Raw genomic sequence first — 17,443 nt, 5'->3', positions numbered from 1 at the left:
TTATGGATATGTTACAGACATTTAGTAGTTATCAAATACAGCTACAGAAAAGTTTTAATCAATCTGTCAGCAGTTTGCAATCCAATTTTAATCAGACAGCAACATGGATAGAGAAAGAGCTTAATGAGCTTATTGCACAGTATAGTAAGTCCTTAGACGGTGCTCAAAGTTGGGTTAAAAGTTTTATTTATGGGGAATTCAATACGGATGAGCGTCCTGTTTCTGTGATTGTCACAGAAATGCTTGCAGGTTTTGTTCCTGGAACGGTTCTTGTATTCAGTGCTCGTGATGCGGTTGCAGTCATTATGAGGATGCTAAATGACCCCAAGAAACAAGATGATATACAGGAATGGATGTTATTAGCTGTTTATCTGCTTCCGTTTGTTTTAGTTGGTGTGACTGCTACAACAGGTGCGGCAACTGGTGGAGCAGGTGGGGCTGTTTTTGGTGGTGTTGGTGCAGCTCCTGGAGCTGGTGTAGGCGGACTTATAGGTGGGGCTGTTGGTAGTGAAATAGGAAATGTAGTTAAATGTGTTGGATTATTCCTTATTAAAAAAACACCTCATTTAGCGACGATAGTCTCTAAACTAAACGGTTTTATGAAAGGAAACATTATTCAAACTCTGAAAAAGATAAAGTATTCAGATTATGCTAGCTCTGTTACTAATATTATCACGTCAATACTTAATCAATTATTAGGTTTGGTAAAACGTGTTAAGTCACTGTTAAGCTATGGAGCTAAAATTAATTGGATGGGTTTAGGGTGGGCTAAATCTATTTATGTAAGAATGGAGAGATTTGAAGCCGCTTTAGTTTCAATGATCCATAAATCAGCCATAAAAATTAAACAAGGCTTTAAAGAATTTGATGAGCATTTGCAAAACTTATTAAAGCAATCAGTTAAGTATGAACCTGCTTATGCTACTGTGGGTACAAAAGTGAAACCTGTTCCTGCACCTGCTCAAACAGTTAGGCCATCTTTCCCTCAAACCGCTCAGGCAAATGCTGCACATAGTGCAGGCACAGCTTCGAGTGCTGCAGGAAAAACTCCTGAAAATGTACATCAGCCAAAAGTTAAAGAACCTGTCACTAAAAAAATGAAGGAAACAAAGGTAAACTGTTTCAACCCTGTAAATACTGATAGTGCAAGAAAAAATGCAGCTAAAATGATTAAAGAGGATTATCCGAAAGGCAGTAAGAATTTAACAGTTGATGAATACTTAAAAAAAGAGACCGACTGGCAATTGGCGAACCAGCAAAAAGGTCTCAATGAAATGAGCGTGGATGATTATCTTGAAGGACGCAAAGCTTTTGATGATAACGGGAGAGGTGGTGGTGGGCCAGCAGCTGATGCGCGAGATAAATATGAAGAAACATTAATTAGAAAATATCAGAAAGAATATGAAAAACAAGGTGTTGGACCCAGAGAAGCGAAGAAACTAGCCTCTGGTAAATCGAGTCGTATTATGAATGAAATGGCAGCATTGCATAATCCAGACCAAATTGTAGGTGGGAAGAACAAAGTAGCATCAGATGCTATAGGTTTAAAAAATACTAACTCTTCAATTGGTAGCCAATGGAAAACGAGGGTTGAGGCATTAGATGAGGCTGCGAAAAAGGTTCCTGTAGGTGAAAGAAGTAAAACAGGTATGAATGCAAAATTGGAAAGGTGTAAAAAATGAGTGAATTTATGATGGATGAAAATTTTGAAATTTTCTATCAGGATGAGGGGTTTGGACCACCAATCTATTCAGAAACTGTTTCCGAAGAAATTATAAAAAAATATCAAGGGAAATTACCTAATCAATTACTCGAATACTGGAAAGCCTATGGTTTTTCAGGATGGGGCAATGGACTATTCTGGTTCGTAAATCCAGAGGATTATCAAGATGTTTTGGATGCTTGGTTAGAGCATGTTGAACTCCCTCCTCACGAAGAATATTTTGTGATTGCTCGAACAGCTTTTGGTGATTTAAGTGTTTGGGGGACTATACATGGGCAATGTTTTACTATTTCGCCACTTATGAATCAAATATTTCCAAGTATGGAAATTATGGAAAAAGATGAGGGTGATTTATTAATAAGAATTTTTATGTCTTCTAAAGAAAAAAGATTTATAAATATAAAAGACTATAAAAACAAACCTTTATTTGATCGAGCAGTAAAAAAATATGGGGAATTAAATAAAAATGAAATGTTTGGTTTTGAACCCGCTTTAATTTTAGGTGGTGAAGCAAAACTTGAAAATGTTCGTAAGTTACCGATTATTTCACATTTACAATTTTTAGCTTCTCTTGATACACCACGAATGATGCTCGATATCGGAAAATTTGTGGACGAACAAGGTCTAGGTAAGGATGATTAAAGCCCATTAGGGCTTTTTTTCTATTTTGTATTTTCTAAAGATCTGAATACAAAACTGAGAAAATAAGTGAAGTTATTGGAATATGAAAAAAATACCTATTACTTTTAGTTCAGGATGCGCTATTAGTAATAACAACTATTACCTTTCTGCTAGTATTGACGAATTGGACTCATGGGATACTTTTAGCAGAGTATTCATTTATCGTCATCAATCAGATACAAATTGGTCTAGTCATGATTTAGATGGCTGGAAAGTTATTTCAGTGGCTTACGCGAATTCATTAAATAATAGATCTCTAATCTCGCTTGATAAAGAGGGGAATGTAGAGATTTTTCAGCAGGCTGGTGAAGAGTACCAACAAATATGTCCTATTACTAATGAGCAGTTTATATATGGGCAATTTAATCGTTTACGTGTAATTCAAGATAGGATTTATGCTTGTGGAGATGGTGCAAAAATCTATATTTATGAAGATGAAAACTGGACAAGTATCGCCAACAACTTAGAAGAGAAACCTTTAGAAATTCCTAAAAATGATGATTTTTTTCTAAATAATGATCAAGATTTAAATTTCAAAAGAAATCTTTATGATATAAATAGTTTCGATAATAATAGTGTTTATGTATGTGGAACACAAAATGATGAAGGCTTTATTGCATTTTTTAATGGCTTAAAATGGCTCGAAGTTAATCGTATAACCCCATCTGCACTGTATGCAATAGTTCCTTGTCCTGATGGAAAAAACATTCTGGTTCTGGGTCAATATGGAACACTTTTAAGAGGTAATATTGATAATGGATTTAAGAATTTAAAAGATATAAGTATTAATTCTACATTTTATAATGCTGCTTTTTATAATAATAAAATTTATATAGCTTCTGAACAAGGGCTTTATCTGTATGAGGAGGGGAAATATTCCATAGTCTCAGAGTTAGAAGCAGTTCAAGGAGTAATATCAGTTGAAGTTAAAGAAAATATTCTTTGGGTGCTAACATATAAAAAACTTATACGCTATGACGGAAATCTTTGGGAGATAATTAGCCATCCCGATAACGATGAGTTAGATAGACAGTTATTAAAGTGTGAGGCTGGAGATGTTTGTCCATACTCTGGAGATTGGTATAGCCCAGCTAATAATATGCAGAAGAGATACTTTACCAAAGGTGAAATCATGCCTGAAATTAAAGATAATTCTTGGGGAGAGACTATTTGGTATTTAGATATGGAAAATCAATAATATTGTTAATCCTTTATGTATGAGGCCTATCCAATTGATAGGCTTTTTTATGTGAGAGAGTATTTCTAAGATGAATTAAATAATCGAATTACAACCAGATGGACAAAAAATAGATTGGCTGACTTATGGAAGTGGGCATGTCTATGGTGTGGTTTTAAATGGTGAAGATGTTGTTAGTTTTGAGCGTGATGATTTACATAGAGAGACATTACGCCACTATGCAAATGGACTTAGCCAACAACAACGTTATGATGAAGTCGGGCGCTTAACTCAGCAATTAATGTTGAATGGGCATGACAAAGGCTATCAGGCCCAAACTCAAAATAATGCTATCCAGCATACCAATCAATTGATTGAACGCTTATATCATTACGATAAAACAGGTGAGTTAACGCTCATTAAGGATACTCGTCGTGGAACCATTCACTATAAATATGATCCTGTTGGGCGTTTATTAGAGGCAACTAGTAAGCTTGGCAAAGAGACTTTTAATTTTGATCCAGCAAGTAATATTTTAGATCGCTATAACAGTACCAAAGAGCACTCCTCACAACATACTGCCACTGAAAAAGGTCTTGGTTACAACCGCTTAGTTAATAATGTCGTGCAGGAATATCTTGACCAACAATATCAATATGATGCTTTTGGACAGCTGATTCGACAAAAGTCATCACAAGGTGATTTAAATCTTGAGTGGGATGTTTTGGGACGTCTTGTTCGTAGCCGAAACAAGCAATATACGGCAGATTATCGTTATGATGCTTTAGGTCGACGTATTCAAAAAAGAAGTAAACACCACCATACAGGTCAAGAGCAGAACATTATTTATGGTTGGGATGGTGATACTTTAGCGTATGAATCTAGTGCTGATATAACTAAACACTATTTCTACGAAAAAGATAGTTTTGTGCCTCTGTTGCAAGCAGCTTATCATCACTCAATTGAGCTACATCAAACTCAAGACTGGACAGATAAACCATATAGTATTTATAAAGCCCCGCTTTGGAATACAACAAAACAAAGCCAAGGTTTTGATGATGTATGGTTCTATCATTGTGACCATTTAGGCACACCGCAGGAAATGAGTAACCAGACAGGCGCCATTGTCTGGAAAGCTCAATATAAAGCTTGGGGTGAGTGTAAGGTAGAACAGACTAAGTCAGATTTCTTTGAAAATTCAGAGATTATAAGCAATAACATCCGTTTCCAAGGTCAGTATTTTGATGGGGAAACTGGGCTTCATTACAACCGTTATCGTTATTATTCACCGTATGTAGGACGGTTTATTAATAAAGACCCGATTGGATTGTTGGGTGGATATAATCTTTATCAATATGGTCCTAGTCCTATTGGGTGGATTGATACTCTTGGTTTGGAGCGTATGCCAACTTGGATGCCGACTAAACAAGGTTATCAACGTCAGCATATCATTCCATATAGTCTCAAAGGTCATGAGGTGTTTGCTAAATCAAATATGGATATAAATTCTGCTTCAAACATGATGTATATGCCGGTATGCGAAGGAATTGATAAAAATGATAAACTGGGATTACATCGTGGGTGGACTAAAGAACATGCAGAATATAATAGACGTGTTCAGAGAAAATTAGATGCGATCCAGATGAAATCAAGAGGTCAAAATTGGGATTATAGAGATTACCAAAGAGAAGTTCAAAAGTTACAGCAAGAGCTTAGAATAGGAACACAAACAGGAAAGTACACTTGTGCTTTACCATTGAAAAGAAAGTAAGATGAGGAATTATTTGTGAATTTTTATACAATTTATCCCTCTGAGTATATTGATAGAGATTTTTATTTTGATTTGAAAGGGAAGCAAGAAATTGTCATTGATTATTTTAAATTTGACTTAAGTAATCAATTTTTAAAAAATCCTAGAGTAAATTTAGATTATGATAATATTTTTTCTGATCAATTAAATGAGATATTAGAGACTGATTTTTATTATTCATCTTCTGGAATTTTACTATTTTCAAAAAGATTTTTTAATGAAATGAAAGAAATTCTTGAAGATGAGTGTGATTTCTATAAGTGCTATGTGAGGAATGAAGAGGTAGATATTTATGCTATGTATATTAAGAGAAAAAACAATTTATTAGATGAGGATGATTTCATAAAAAAAGATCTTGTAACAGATGACTTTTTTATTGCTAGAGATACGGATAAACCTTATATCTATGTAGTAAGTCAAAAATTTGTGGATATTATTAATAAATTTAAATTAAAAATGAATTTCTTAGAATACTAAAATATTAACAACTTTTAAAAGTGAATTAATAGCGTAAGTTGTTAATTCATTTTTTATATTTATCACGGATAGCATTCTCATTCATTCGTGTATTCATATGGTTAAGTTTTTCTTTACAAAATAGACAGATGTTTCTGTATTTTATAAAATAATGCCAATCCTGACAAAGTTTTCATAAAAAAGATGTTATCTCATATACATAGAATTATAGAAGATTTGGGTATCAGTTCGCAAAAACGCGTGCTTCATGTTCAGTTTTCTAATCCATCGTTGAATACTCAAGTCTTTTTACAAAGCATTGAAGGGCAGCATCAGCTAAATGAAGGACTGACTGCTGAGTTATTTTGTCTTTCTACTAATGCCCATATTTCATTAAAACAATTTATTGGTTGTCAGGTTGCAGTCAATCAAGTAACTGATCATGGACAATTATTTAGAACCACAGGAATTATTACAGAAGCCAGTCAGGGGCAGAGTGATGGTTCATTAACATTGTATAAACTGAGATTACAAGACCCGACCGTGCTATGGCATAAACGCCGCAATAGCCGTGTGTTTATGAATAAGAGTGTACGGGACATTACTGAAATTCTATTTACTGAGTGGCAGAACAAAAGCCCGTTGTTTGCTTCTGCCTTAACTTTAGATTTAAAAGGTCTAACCGAAGATTACGATGTTCGACCTTTTGTTATGCAAAGTAACGAAACAGATTATGAGTTTTTAACCCGACTTTGGCGTAGTGAAGGCATTAACTGGTTAATTGATGAAGCTCAGTTGTTTGTCACTAATAGCTCGGATGAAATTCAATCACAAAAGTTACGTTTAATTGATAATAATGAATCATATTTAGTATTAGACCGAAGAAATATCCGTTATCACCGCAGTAGTGCTGTTGAACAACAAGACAGTATGACGAGCCTTGTGCCAACTCGAAGCTTACAATCTACAGCCGTGCATGTGCAACGCTGGCAGGCGGATGCTTTAAGTCAAGAAGAAGGCATGGGCAGTGTTCAGTCAAAGCATAGTCATAGTGCTAATCAGGATAACGCGAGTTTAAGTCTAGAACATGCATGGCATGTCAGTCCTGCTTGGATACAAGATTTAAAAGGTGAAGATCAAGCCACTGCATCGGGTCATCAGCAGTTAGAAAAACTCAATCAAAATTTATCTGATTATTATGCGTCTCAATCAAAATATTTTCGTGCGCAAACTACAGTACGTGACGCGCAAGTCGGTTATTGGTTTGAACTGAATGAACATCCTGAAATAGATACGCATAGTGGGACAGACAAAGAGTTTCTGATTATTGGCAAAAGCTTCTATCTGCAAAACAATTTGCCTAAAGATTTGCAAAAACAAATCAATCAACTTGTTAGTCAAAGCCAATGGCAAAAATGTCAATCTGAGTTAAATGACCAGACTGAGCGTCAGGGTAATGAGCTCATCTTGTCACGCAGAAATATTAAAACTGTTCCTGAGTATGATCCATTAGGGCACCGACCAGCAGCTTACCCACAGCGCGCTAGAGTGGTGGGACTAGAGGGTGAAAGTATTCATGTCGACCAGTGGGGTCGTATTAAAGTCCGCTTCCTATTTACCCGAACTGACGACCATAGTCACGACGGTGGAGCAGGAAGTAACGACAATGATACCGACTCAGCTTGGGTAGATGTACTCACCCCATGGGCTGGTGAGGGTTATGGGGCACGTTTCTTGCCACGTGTCGGTGAGATTGTAGTGATCGACTTCTTTGACGGCAACATTGACCGTCCATTTGTGGTGGGGCGTATTCATGAAGCCGAACGTCACCCAACGCAATTCGACCAAAAAGGCCAACTACCCGACACTAAAAAGCTCAGTGGCATCCGCTCCGAAGAAGTCGACGGCAAAGGCTTTAACCAGCTACGCTTTGATGATACCACAGGGCAAATCAGTGCCCAGCTACAAAGTAGCCATGCGGCCAGTCAGCTCAACTTGGGTAACTTAAGCCATCCAAAAGATAAGGCGGAGAGTGAAGGTCGTGGTGAAGGTTTCGAACTCAGAACAGACCAATGGGGTGCAGTACGAGCAGGCAGTGGTTTACTCCTTAGTACCCACAAGCAGGATCAAGCTCAAGATGTACACCTAGATGCAAATGAAGCAAAACAACAAATAGAAGGTGGCCTCAACAATGCCAAGGCACTCAGCGAAGTTGCTAAAAACCAGCAAACTGATCCATTAGATATGCTTGAGAATATTCAGACTTTCTTAGAAGTTCTCAAACAAGAAGATCCTAAAAAAGCTGCTGAGTTTCAATCAGCAGTGATGGTGTTAGCATCTCCAAAAAGTATTGCTGTAAGTAGTAATGAAGATATATACCTTAGTGCAAATGGACAGCTCACTCAAAGTGCTGGTGACAGTATTAATCTCAGTACACAAAAAAATATAGTGGGTCATGCGAGTCAAAAAATAAGTCTGTTTGCCGCGCAAGAAGGTGCTCGGATTTTTGCTGGTCAAGGTAAAGTTGAAATTCAGGCACAAGGTGATGCCTTAGATGTCATTGCTCGAAAGGGCGTACAGATTACGTCAACCGAAGACACGGTTTTTATTACTAGTCCAACTGAAATTAATCTGACTGCAAATGGGTCTCAAGTAAAGCTAAATGGTTCAGGTATTTTCCCTGTTACGGGCGGTAAGCTTGAGGTGAAAGCAGGGCAGCATTTGTTTATGGGGGGAGCCAAGGTGGCAGCGAAAAACCCAGAATTGGCAATGTTGCCAGATTACCATTTAACTTATATAGCCAAAGATATAACTGGAAATCCATTGAAAAGTAAAAAATATTTAATGATTTTACCGAATGGGGAAATGGTCAGTGGTGTGACAGATGGTCAAGGTAAAACACAGAAGATCACAACCAAGGGCCCTCAGCAAATCCAAATTAGTTTAGAAGATCACGTTCACGATGGTTTTGTAACTTTTGAAGAAGAATAAATGATGAATAAGATTAAATTAAAACTATTTATTAATGTATTGCCTGATAATGATACGATTGTTTGCCATGGAATGGATTATTCTGTAACTGAAAAGGGAAAACGGCCAGGACAGGTAAATAAACTTGCGATAGCTATTGGGAGTGCAAAGAATCCTAAACCTCTTGTGCAGCCGTTGGATTTTAACTCCATTTATAAAAATAAACCTATTCCAGCTCAGACGATCGCCCAAAATATGGCGAGATATAAAGATGTACATGAAGGTCCAAGCTTGAGTCAGAACCGAGAAGCTAAAACTGACATGAAAGGTTTTACTAAAGAAATGCATCTGCCAGCTGGTGAGTATGATCTTTGGATTAAAAGAACGGATTCAGAGTGGGAGAAAGCCATTAATATTAATGGTAGTTCAGGTCTCCATATAAAAGAAGAAAAGCAAGGAATCACTACTATAGAATATCAAATCAAACAATATTATCGCTATAAAATAGAAGGATTTAGGGGGACTAAACTATCTGATAATATTCCATTTGAAACTTTTACTTTTGACAAAGAGGGTAAGGAAAAGAAAATTAGTTTACCTAATGTAAAAATGAGTGTTGTAGATAAGAATGGTTTTACTCCACCTTTATATTCGCCAAAAGGTGAAGTTATATTCGTAAAATTTAAATTCGTAAATATGTCTGCTCAACCAGATAAAAAAGACATACAGCATTTTGCAACTATGAGTAAAAAGAATTATGTCACTGTACAGTTGAAGTCTGTTGCGAAGATAACAAAGCAAGATAAGAATACGACAGTAACTTTGCAGGGCAATGGAAAACCTCCTGTTATTTTAAATATGCATAGAGAGGAAATGATAGTTCTTTCAGCAGAGGATTACGCTGAGTTTGAAAAGGAAAGTTCGAAACTAGACAAATTATTTGGAAACTCTTTTGATGCTAAAAATAAATTAGCAGAAGCAATAAAATCTGGTAGTGTTTCTAATGTTAAAAAAGCAGAAGAAGAAATAAAAGAAGCAGAGAAAAAGATCGAAGAGGAGTTAAATAAAAACTTTAAAAAAGCGGCTGATCTAACAGAAGTCATTACATTTGAAGCGCGTCAAAAGAAAAATCCAAATGGTAACACGCAAGAGTTTGATTTTAGACGTCGATATCTGCGTACCGACCGATATATGCAGTTACAACAAAAGAAAAAAAACAAAGAGAGCTTTAAGGTAACGGTTTTAGGGACAGAGTTAAAGAAACTTAAAGATATAAAACAAGACTTTAAGAAAATTAACCAAGAGACTATCCATAATGAATTTAAAAAAGTTAGTTTAGATCTTGCAAAATATTCCAAGCAAACTGGAACAAAGGTTTGGGATTTCTCTGCTTTTAGTGCAGGTTTTGTTGAACAAATTAAACTTTCAGATAGTTTAACGGTAGATATTCAATCTCAATGGTTAAGATGTGTTGGTGGTGCTGGTTTCTCATCAAGTGCGAGTTGGAAACCTGAAAGTGGAGAAGTGAATGCTAAGGCAAATGTGAATGCCCAAGGTAAGCTGGTTTTGTTTGAGGGGAAAGCAAAAACTACCTATGTTATTCCATGTGATAAAGGTTGGATGTTGAACTTTGATGACATTGATCTAGGGGCATTCCGGTTTATTGTTGGCATGGAGCTCTATGGTTTTGCTGGTGCAAAAGTGGCCGCAGGAATTGGTTTAGAGATCAGCTACAGTAAAGATGGTCAACAGCAATTAGCTGCCAATGGTAGGCGAAACCGAAATCCTTCACTTGCCAATAATATGGGGGAAAGCCGCCCAAGATTTGTACCAATGGATCGTGATGAAACCATCATTCCTGGTAGTGGTGCAAGTTCTGAGGGGCAAATTGAGGCATTTGCTGGCGCTGAGGCAGGTATCAAACCATCGGGTGAATTTCAATGGCTTTCACCGGAAGCTAAAGATTTCAAGGCTTTGGCGAGTTTGGCATTGGATTTTGCTGCTAGTGCTGGATTGGGAGCGGGAGTTAATTTTAAACTATTTTATTGGGCACAAGAAAATCAATTCCGTTTTAGGGCTAAAGCAGCCTTATGTGTTGGTTTGGGGGCAAAAGGTGCATTAGATTTCGTTATTGATTTTAGTCAGGTGCTTGAAGTGTTGAAATGGGTGCACTACCAGCTTATACGCGCTCAATTCACAATATTAGGTTTTATTGCGGAAGATGCTTTTAGAAATTTAAGTCAATTGGCTGTAATTGCTCTGGGTAATGACTCTATAACTGCTAAAACTCTCAATGACATTGCTGAGGAGTTTGATAATTTTAATGGTAAGTATTCCGATGCGAAAAATTCAGTTGATTTAGCCAATAAAATTAAAAGACAACCGGAGTGGCTAAAACAAGCAACCCCTGAAGCCAAGGGAATGCTAATCTACCAAATGACTAGACACAATAAAGTTACTCATTTAGCTGACTACCCGACATCTTTAACGTCTCCATATTTACCTAGTCATAAGCAAGCTGTTATTGCAATTTTTGAAACTATTACAACAGAAAATGAATGGTTAAATGTTCTCCAAAGAATGTCTTTTGATGGTTCAAAATCAACTAATAGTATTAAAAAATTAGAAAAACAACTCTTGGTTTTTTTACATGATGGTGTTTGGTCTCAGGTCTCAGATATTGTAAAAGAATATGCTTTTAATTCAGATACAGTTGGACGTGGAAGTGAATATGTAGAGCAATATGAAAAATTACGCTCAAAAGTTGTAAAAACAATTCCTTTACATGAAAAAGCACCAATGAATAATCCAAGGGAGTTGAAAAAGTTAAGAGAGAAAATGGCTGAAGACCCAAGTATTGTTAATGCGGATACTTTAGTTGCTTTAAATACGGAAGCTGTACCATCGCTTGAAGTCGATGGTACTGATGCAGAATTGTTTATTGCAGCAAATTATCAACAAAACTCTGATGGTTCATATATGGCTTAAAGTTATTTAATCGGTTGCTGGATATTGGCAACACAACGAACGGAATATAAGCGATACTTTGATTTACTTTCATCATTTGGAATAGGTAAGGCTTTACTTCTAGCTATATTAAAACCATCAGCCATCATTAAGTTATCGGCTCCCATTGCTAGAGTACCTCGTAAAACCTTTTCAGTACCTGTTTTTGGTCCTATTGGGTTATTGCTAGGTGAGTGTTTGTAATAATCTTTATCGTACCAATCATTCATCCATTCATAATTATTAGTAACAAGATCATAAAAACCTAAAGGGTTTGGTGGTGTTTGACCTATAACCGGAATATTCGCGACAGTTTGTAAGTCATGTAAATGTCTGTAGTTATCATATTGATCTAATCCCCATAGGTTTTTCTTTGGTTCTACTTTACCTGTATTTGTTGCAAATAAAGTATATTGTCCTTTATTTCGGGCTACATATTCCCATTGCGCTTCAGTAGGTAAGTCCATCGGTGTACCTACTTGTTGCCCAAGCCACTGACAGTATTCTTTGGCTTGTTGCCAAGCCATACCAGTTGCTACTTCGTGAGCAATATTTGAACCATAACGTTTATTATCCGTACTCGCAGCTTGTCCAGTAGCTTCAGTAAAAGTATTAAAGTCCTCTAAGGTGGTCTTATAAGCATTCATATTAAAACTACTCAGTGTAACTTTATGAAGTGTTTTATTATCGGCCCCTGGAGAGAATGGTTGGTTACTAGGTTTTTCAGTATTACCCTTCGGGTTCTTCACTGCCATACTGTTTGGAACCATTTTTTCTAATTCTGGAGTTACTAGTCCAAAGTCACCCATTAGGTAGCTACCACCTTCAACAAAGATCATATTCTTTTTGGTTTTCTCAACCAATTTCTGAATTTTTTGTTGAAGTTCTGGTGAGGGCTTTGATGACTTATGATTTGTTTCAGTAGATTTAGCACAAGCGCTTAAAGCAAAACTTGAAAATAAAACAACAGCTATATTCCGTTTCATCATTTTTTAGGAAATCATTAGGTTGAATATTGATGAAACTATTTTAGTGAGAGACTTGAAAGATATAAAGAGCGGTTTTGTTATTCAACTTAGCGAATAATCATTATAGTTTATGAAGAATCAAAATGAACTCAGATACTTTATAAGTGAAAATAGATTAGATGCTCTTTGGGGAGAGAAATCAGGTATGAACCAATTGGATAGTTAAAAGAGAGATTTATAATTCCTAATGATATATTTACAAAAAACAAACTTAAATTTTTTATTCTATTTTTTTGATAATTTGTCTAAAAGCATGCTTAGGGCAGGGTGTGGCACTTTTTAACCTTTAACCAGAAAATTGAATTTATATAAATAAGCATAATAGATAGACAGATTAGTCTTGACAAGTTTTATGTTTTTTGCACTTTAATTTTTACTTTACGTTTTGATGATGTGTTCATAACCAAATAGAAATATCTTCTGGTTAATATAAACTTAAATATTGTTAAGCAAATGTTTCATAAAAACTAAATGAATGATATTTATGATAATTTATTAATTAGTTTTAATTTTTAATTAATATATAAAAATCAACAACTTATTTTTAATTACAAAAAATAACAATATTATATTTTTATAAGAATAACTTTATTAAGCTATATTTTATAACCATCTTAACTATTTACTTTTAGTTTAAGTTGATATGATTTTTATATAAAATATGTTTGTTTATATGATAAACTGCGCGTAAATTTTTTGAATATAAGGTTTTTAGACTGATTTTTTAATGTTTTATCAATATTAACTTTTCAGTAAAGCCTTGAATAAATAAGAAAACAGAGGAATGAAAGTTGTGTTGAAACGAAGTATTTTGATACTTTCTCTGACTGGAAACATTATCGGTCTATCAGGTGCTCATGCAGCAGAACTTGAGCCTGTAAAACTTAAAAAAAGTTGTATTAAAAAAAATCCTTTAGCAGAAGGTCAGAATGACCCTGAGCTATTGAATATTTTTAAACAAGTTTGTGATAGTGATAATACGACTCAAAAAAATGATTTATTAGCTAAAGCAGCTATGCGCTTTTATCAAACCAATCAACCAGTTAAAGCATTAAATTTGGCAAGTCAATTGCAAAGTCAAAATATACGCGGTTCATTAATAACAGATGTTTTATTTTTATCTGGTGTAAGCATTGCAAATAACTCTTTGCAGCAAATGCGAAGTCAGGAAATGCGTTATTTAAGCAATGATGTAACTTATCCACCCGCTAAACAATTAATTGAAAATATCCATACTTCAATGCCTGCGCCAGATACTTCAAATGTTAAGGCGGCTACAGAAGGTGGCTCAGTTGATAATGAAAGAAGAAGTTATAGAAAACAAACTGTAACCCGCAACAGAGTTACAGCTTCCAGAGCAGCAACAAAACGAGTAGCAACTCCAGCAAAAGCAACTGCGGTTAAACCAAAAACTGCCCCTGTAGCCAATGTTAATAAATCAAAAAGTTCGCCTTTTGACCCTTTAATTAAATAATCAGGAATAGAATCTTATGGCTAAGAGAGAAAGCGTACAAAAGAAGCTTCAGCGAATTCGACCTCCACGTGTTCAGCTTACATATGATGTCGAAATTGGTGATGCAAAAGAAGCGAAGGAACTACCATTTGTTGTTGGTGTGATGGGTGATTTTTCGGCAGCTTCTGAGCTTGAACGTACAAAATTAAAAGATAAAAAATTCATTAATGTCGATTTAGATAATATTGATGAAGTTATGGAGTCATTGTCTCCAAGAGCTGCTTTTCAAGTAGATAATACGCTGACTGAAGAGGGTGGAAGAATTGCAGTTGATTTAACATTTAAGTCAATGGAAGATTTTCGCCCAGAAAATGTTGTTCAACAGGTTGACCCATTAAAGAAACTTGTTGAAGCACGTGAGCGTTTAACAGATTTAAGAAATAAGATTTCTAACAGTGAGCGTTTAGAAGACTTACTTGATGAAGTGCTTAAGAGTACTGATCAAATCCGTAAATTAAGTGCGGAGGCTGATCATGAATAATGCTCAATCGGCAGCAATGCCTCTTGCTGAAAATGAACAAGTTAATCTTCTAGACTCGATTGTTGAAGAGAGTCGTATTGCTCGAAATGAAGAAGAACATTCGCGTGCAAAAAGCTTAATAGGTGAACTTGCCAAAGAAGTAATGGCAGGCACAATTACAGTTTCTGAAAATATGACTTTATCAATCGATAAGCGTATTGCGGAAATTGATGCACTGATTTCAAATCAATTAAGTCAGATCATGCACAATGAGCAATTCCAAAAGATTGAGTCAACTTGGCGTGGTCTTTACTACTTCTGTCAAGAAACACCTTCTAATCCCCTCATTAAAATTCGTATGTTGAATACGACTAAAAAAGAGCTGGTTAAAGATTTTCAAGGTGCTACAGACTTTGATCAAAGTACTTTGTTCAAAAAAATCTATGAAGAAGAATATGGATCTTTTGGTGGTGCACCATATTCAGCACTGATTGGTGATTTTGAATTTGACCGTACACCTTCTGATATGTATTTGCTTGAGCAAATCTCTCATGTTGCTGCAGCGGCACATGCACCGTTTATTTCGGCGGCTAGTCCAAGCATTCTTGGTCTTGAATCATTTACAGATATTGACCGCCCTAGAGATGTGTCGAAAATCTTTGAAACAGCTGAATATGTTCAATGGCGTTCATTCCGTGACAGTGAAGATGCTCGTTATGTCGCTTTAACCTTGCCGCATGTGCTTGGTCGTCTTCCTTATCATCCAAAGGAAGGAACTGCTACAGAAGGGTTTAATTTTGCTGAAGATGTTTCGGGTGCAAACCATAACGAATATTTGTGGATGAATGCTGCTTATGCTTTCGGTACTCGTTTAACAAATGCATTTGATATGCATGGTTGGTGTGCTGCAATTCGTGGTGTTGAAGGCGGTGGTTTAGTAGAAGGCTTACCTGTTCATACGTTTAAAACACAAGATGGCGAAGTGGTATTCAAGTGCCCAACAGAAATTGCGATTACTGATCGCCGTGAAAAAGAATTAAGCGATTTGGGCTTTATTCCTTTAGTGCATTGTAAGAATACCGATTACGCTGCTTTCTTTGGCGCGCAATCAACTCAAAAACCTAAAAAATATGACAATGATACAGCAAATGCTAACTCTGCTTTATCAAGTCAAATTCAGTACATCATGGCCGTTTCACGTATTGCTCATTATTTAAAAGCAATGATGAGAGACAAAGTGGGTAGCTTTGCTTCTGCTGGAAATGTTGAAGCATTCTTAAATGAGTGGTTGTCACAGTATGTATTACTTGATGATGGCGCTTCTCAAGAAGCGAAAGCTCAATACCCTCTGCGCGAAGCGTCTGTAAAAGTTGTAGAAGATCCTGCTCAACCAGGTCACTACAAATCTGTGGTTTTCTTGCGACCACACTTCCAGCTGGATGAGTTGTCAGTTTCTTTGCGACTTGTTACTGAGTTACCTCAGTCCTCAAATTAATAAAGGTCAGCGAAAGAATAACTTTAAATTACAAATAGGAAAGTTCTAAATGAAAGATATATACGTTGAGTTTCGCGGTAAATATAAAGTTGATGGCGAGTCTCGTGACTCTGAGCACAAAGGCTGGTTAGAAGTTAACTCTTGGTCTCACAACATTCGTCAACCTAAATCTGCTACTTCAAGTAGTGTTGGTGGCCATACTGCTGAACGTGTTGAACATTCAGATATGCTTTTTATTAAAGACTTAGATGCAACTAGCCCGAAATTATGGGAAGCATGTTCAGCTGGTTATACATTTGATGAAGTACAAATTGATTTTTATCGTGCAAATGGCGATAAACGTATCAAGTACTTACAAATTAAATTGAAGCATGTTCTAGTTTCTAGTGTAACTCCAACTGTTAACGAAGAAGGTGTTCCAACTGAAGCGTTTGGTTTGAAATACGCAGCTGTTGAGTGGACTTATAACCAACAAGATATTAACGGTACTGCTAAAGGTGCTGTTACTAAGAAATGGTCACTTTCTAATAATACTGCTTCTTACGCAGCATAATTATCTAAGTGAATATTTGGTGGAGGCTGACATAAAGTTAGCCTCTGCTGTCTTTAAGCATGCTTGTTGTGAACTCGAATGAATTTAGATCGGCTTTATCCATACGGATTTCGTTCAACTTTGTTTGATCGCTTAATTCCTGAAAGTGAAGATTATGCAAAGGGTCTTTCTATTCAGCAGTTAAGAGAATCGGTAGCAAAAGATTTAGAAGACTTGCTGAATAGTCGAGTCGCTAAATTGGATCATGTGGTCGATGATTATCCGCTAGTTAAAAAATCTATACTTCAGTTCGGGATTATTGATTTTGTGGGGCTTTCTACAGCCAATCCGCTAGATCGAGACAAGATTTGCCAATCCATTGAACAATCAATAGCAGCTCATGAACCTAGATTAAGACAAATACGGGTAGAGATGTTGTTGGATGGACATAATATGGGGGCACTATGTTTAAGTATTCAGGCTTATCTAAATATTCATCCACTGTATGAACCTGTCGTTTTTGATGCATTGCTAAAACCGACAACGCAGCAATATGTAATTTCAGCGAGAACCTAAGCGTAGTGGGTGTGTT

The 17,443-nt window shown here is 36.1% G+C and carries 12 protein-coding genes and 2 pseudogenes; 13 read left to right on the top strand and 1 reads right to left on the bottom strand.

Going from position 1 to position 17,443, the window contains the following annotated elements; all coding sequences use genetic code 11:
* Positions 1 to 2 precede the first annotated feature (2 nt).
* From ACS604_RS04195 to ACS604_RS04160, 8 genes and pseudogenes are all read left to right on the top strand, one after another.
* On the top strand, positions 3 to 1,682 hold the full coding sequence (locus ACS604_RS04195) for a polymorphic toxin type 15 domain-containing protein (protein ID WP_238611029.1): 1,680 nt from the start codon (positions 3 to 5) through the stop codon (positions 1,680 to 1,682).
* A complete protein-coding gene (locus ACS604_RS04190; protein ID WP_474770262.1) occupies positions 1,679 to 2,365 on the top strand; it encodes a GAD-like domain-containing protein in 687 nt (228 codons plus the stop codon). Before ACS604_RS04195 ends, ACS604_RS04190 begins: the two co-directional genes overlap by 4 nt.
* Before the next feature lie 82 nt (positions 2,366 to 2,447).
* Positions 2,448 to 3,602 carry a hypothetical protein gene (locus ACS604_RS04185; RefSeq protein WP_474770261.1) on the top strand — a complete coding sequence of 385 codons (1,155 nt, stop codon included), beginning with the start codon at positions 2,448 to 2,450 and terminating at the stop codon, positions 3,600 to 3,602.
* A gap of 88 nt (positions 3,603 to 3,690) precedes the next feature.
* Positions 3,691 to 4,977, top strand: a pseudogene (locus tag ACS604_RS04180) (RHS repeat-associated core domain-containing protein); the annotation flags it as partial.
* 6 nt (positions 4,978 to 4,983) lie between these two features.
* Positions 4,984 to 5,352, top strand: coding sequence for an AHH domain-containing protein (locus ACS604_RS04175; protein WP_474770372.1), 369 nt, complete (start codon positions 4,984 to 4,986; stop codon positions 5,350 to 5,352).
* A gap of 15 nt (positions 5,353 to 5,367) precedes the next feature.
* Positions 5,368 to 5,706 (top strand): annotated as a pseudogene (locus tag ACS604_RS04170) (hypothetical protein); the annotation flags it as partial.
* Between the two features lie 345 nt (positions 5,707 to 6,051).
* Positions 6,052 to 8,838 (top strand): DUF2345 domain-containing protein, encoded by a 2,787-nt coding sequence (locus ACS604_RS04165; RefSeq protein ID WP_474770260.1) that lies wholly within the window; start codon positions 6,052 to 6,054, stop codon positions 8,836 to 8,838.
* Positions 8,839 to 11,805: an ATPase gene (locus ACS604_RS04160; RefSeq protein WP_474770259.1), complete on the top strand. Its 2,967-nt coding sequence runs from the start codon at positions 8,839 to 8,841 to the stop codon at positions 11,803 to 11,805. It begins immediately after the preceding gene.
* A gap of 2 nt (positions 11,806 to 11,807) precedes the next feature.
* Here the strand turns inward: ACS604_RS04160 and ACS604_RS04155 are convergent, their stop codons facing one another.
* Entirely contained in the window at positions 11,808 to 12,812 is a 1,005-nt protein-coding gene (locus ACS604_RS04155) for a formylglycine-generating enzyme family protein (protein ID WP_144730972.1), read from the bottom strand.
* A gap of 823 nt (positions 12,813 to 13,635) precedes the next feature.
* Here ACS604_RS04155 and ACS604_RS04150 point away from each other — a divergent pair.
* The 5 genes from ACS604_RS04150 (at position 13,636) to tssE (ending at position 17,427) form a co-directional block, all read left to right on the top strand.
* Positions 13,636 to 14,325, top strand: coding sequence for a hypothetical protein (locus ACS604_RS04150; RefSeq protein ID WP_174730278.1), 690 nt, complete (start codon positions 13,636 to 13,638; stop codon positions 14,323 to 14,325).
* 16 nt (positions 14,326 to 14,341) lie between these two features.
* Positions 14,342 to 14,845, top strand: coding sequence for a type VI secretion system contractile sheath small subunit (gene tssB / locus ACS604_RS04145; RefSeq protein WP_003651049.1), 504 nt, complete (start codon positions 14,342 to 14,344; stop codon positions 14,843 to 14,845).
* Positions 14,838 to 16,319 (top strand): type VI secretion system contractile sheath large subunit, encoded by a 1,482-nt coding sequence (gene tssC, locus ACS604_RS04140; protein WP_004793199.1) that lies wholly within the window; start codon positions 14,838 to 14,840, stop codon positions 16,317 to 16,319. The genes tssB and tssC overlap by 8 nt, the downstream gene beginning before the upstream one ends.
* Positions 16,320 to 16,368: 49 nt before the next feature.
* Positions 16,369 to 16,872, top strand: a complete 504-nt coding sequence (locus tag ACS604_RS04135; protein WP_003651052.1) for an Hcp family type VI secretion system effector — start codon at positions 16,369 to 16,371, stop codon at positions 16,870 to 16,872.
* Between the two features lie 78 nt (positions 16,873 to 16,950).
* Positions 16,951 to 17,427: a type VI secretion system baseplate subunit TssE gene (gene tssE, locus ACS604_RS04130; protein ID WP_002048404.1), complete on the top strand. Its 477-nt coding sequence runs from the start codon at positions 16,951 to 16,953 to the stop codon at positions 17,425 to 17,427.
* Positions 17,428 to 17,443 lie beyond the last annotated feature (16 nt).

Source organism: Acinetobacter sp. Li1LvA2, assembly GCF_056156705.1.
This window is presented reverse-complemented; position numbering and strand designations above follow the sequence as displayed.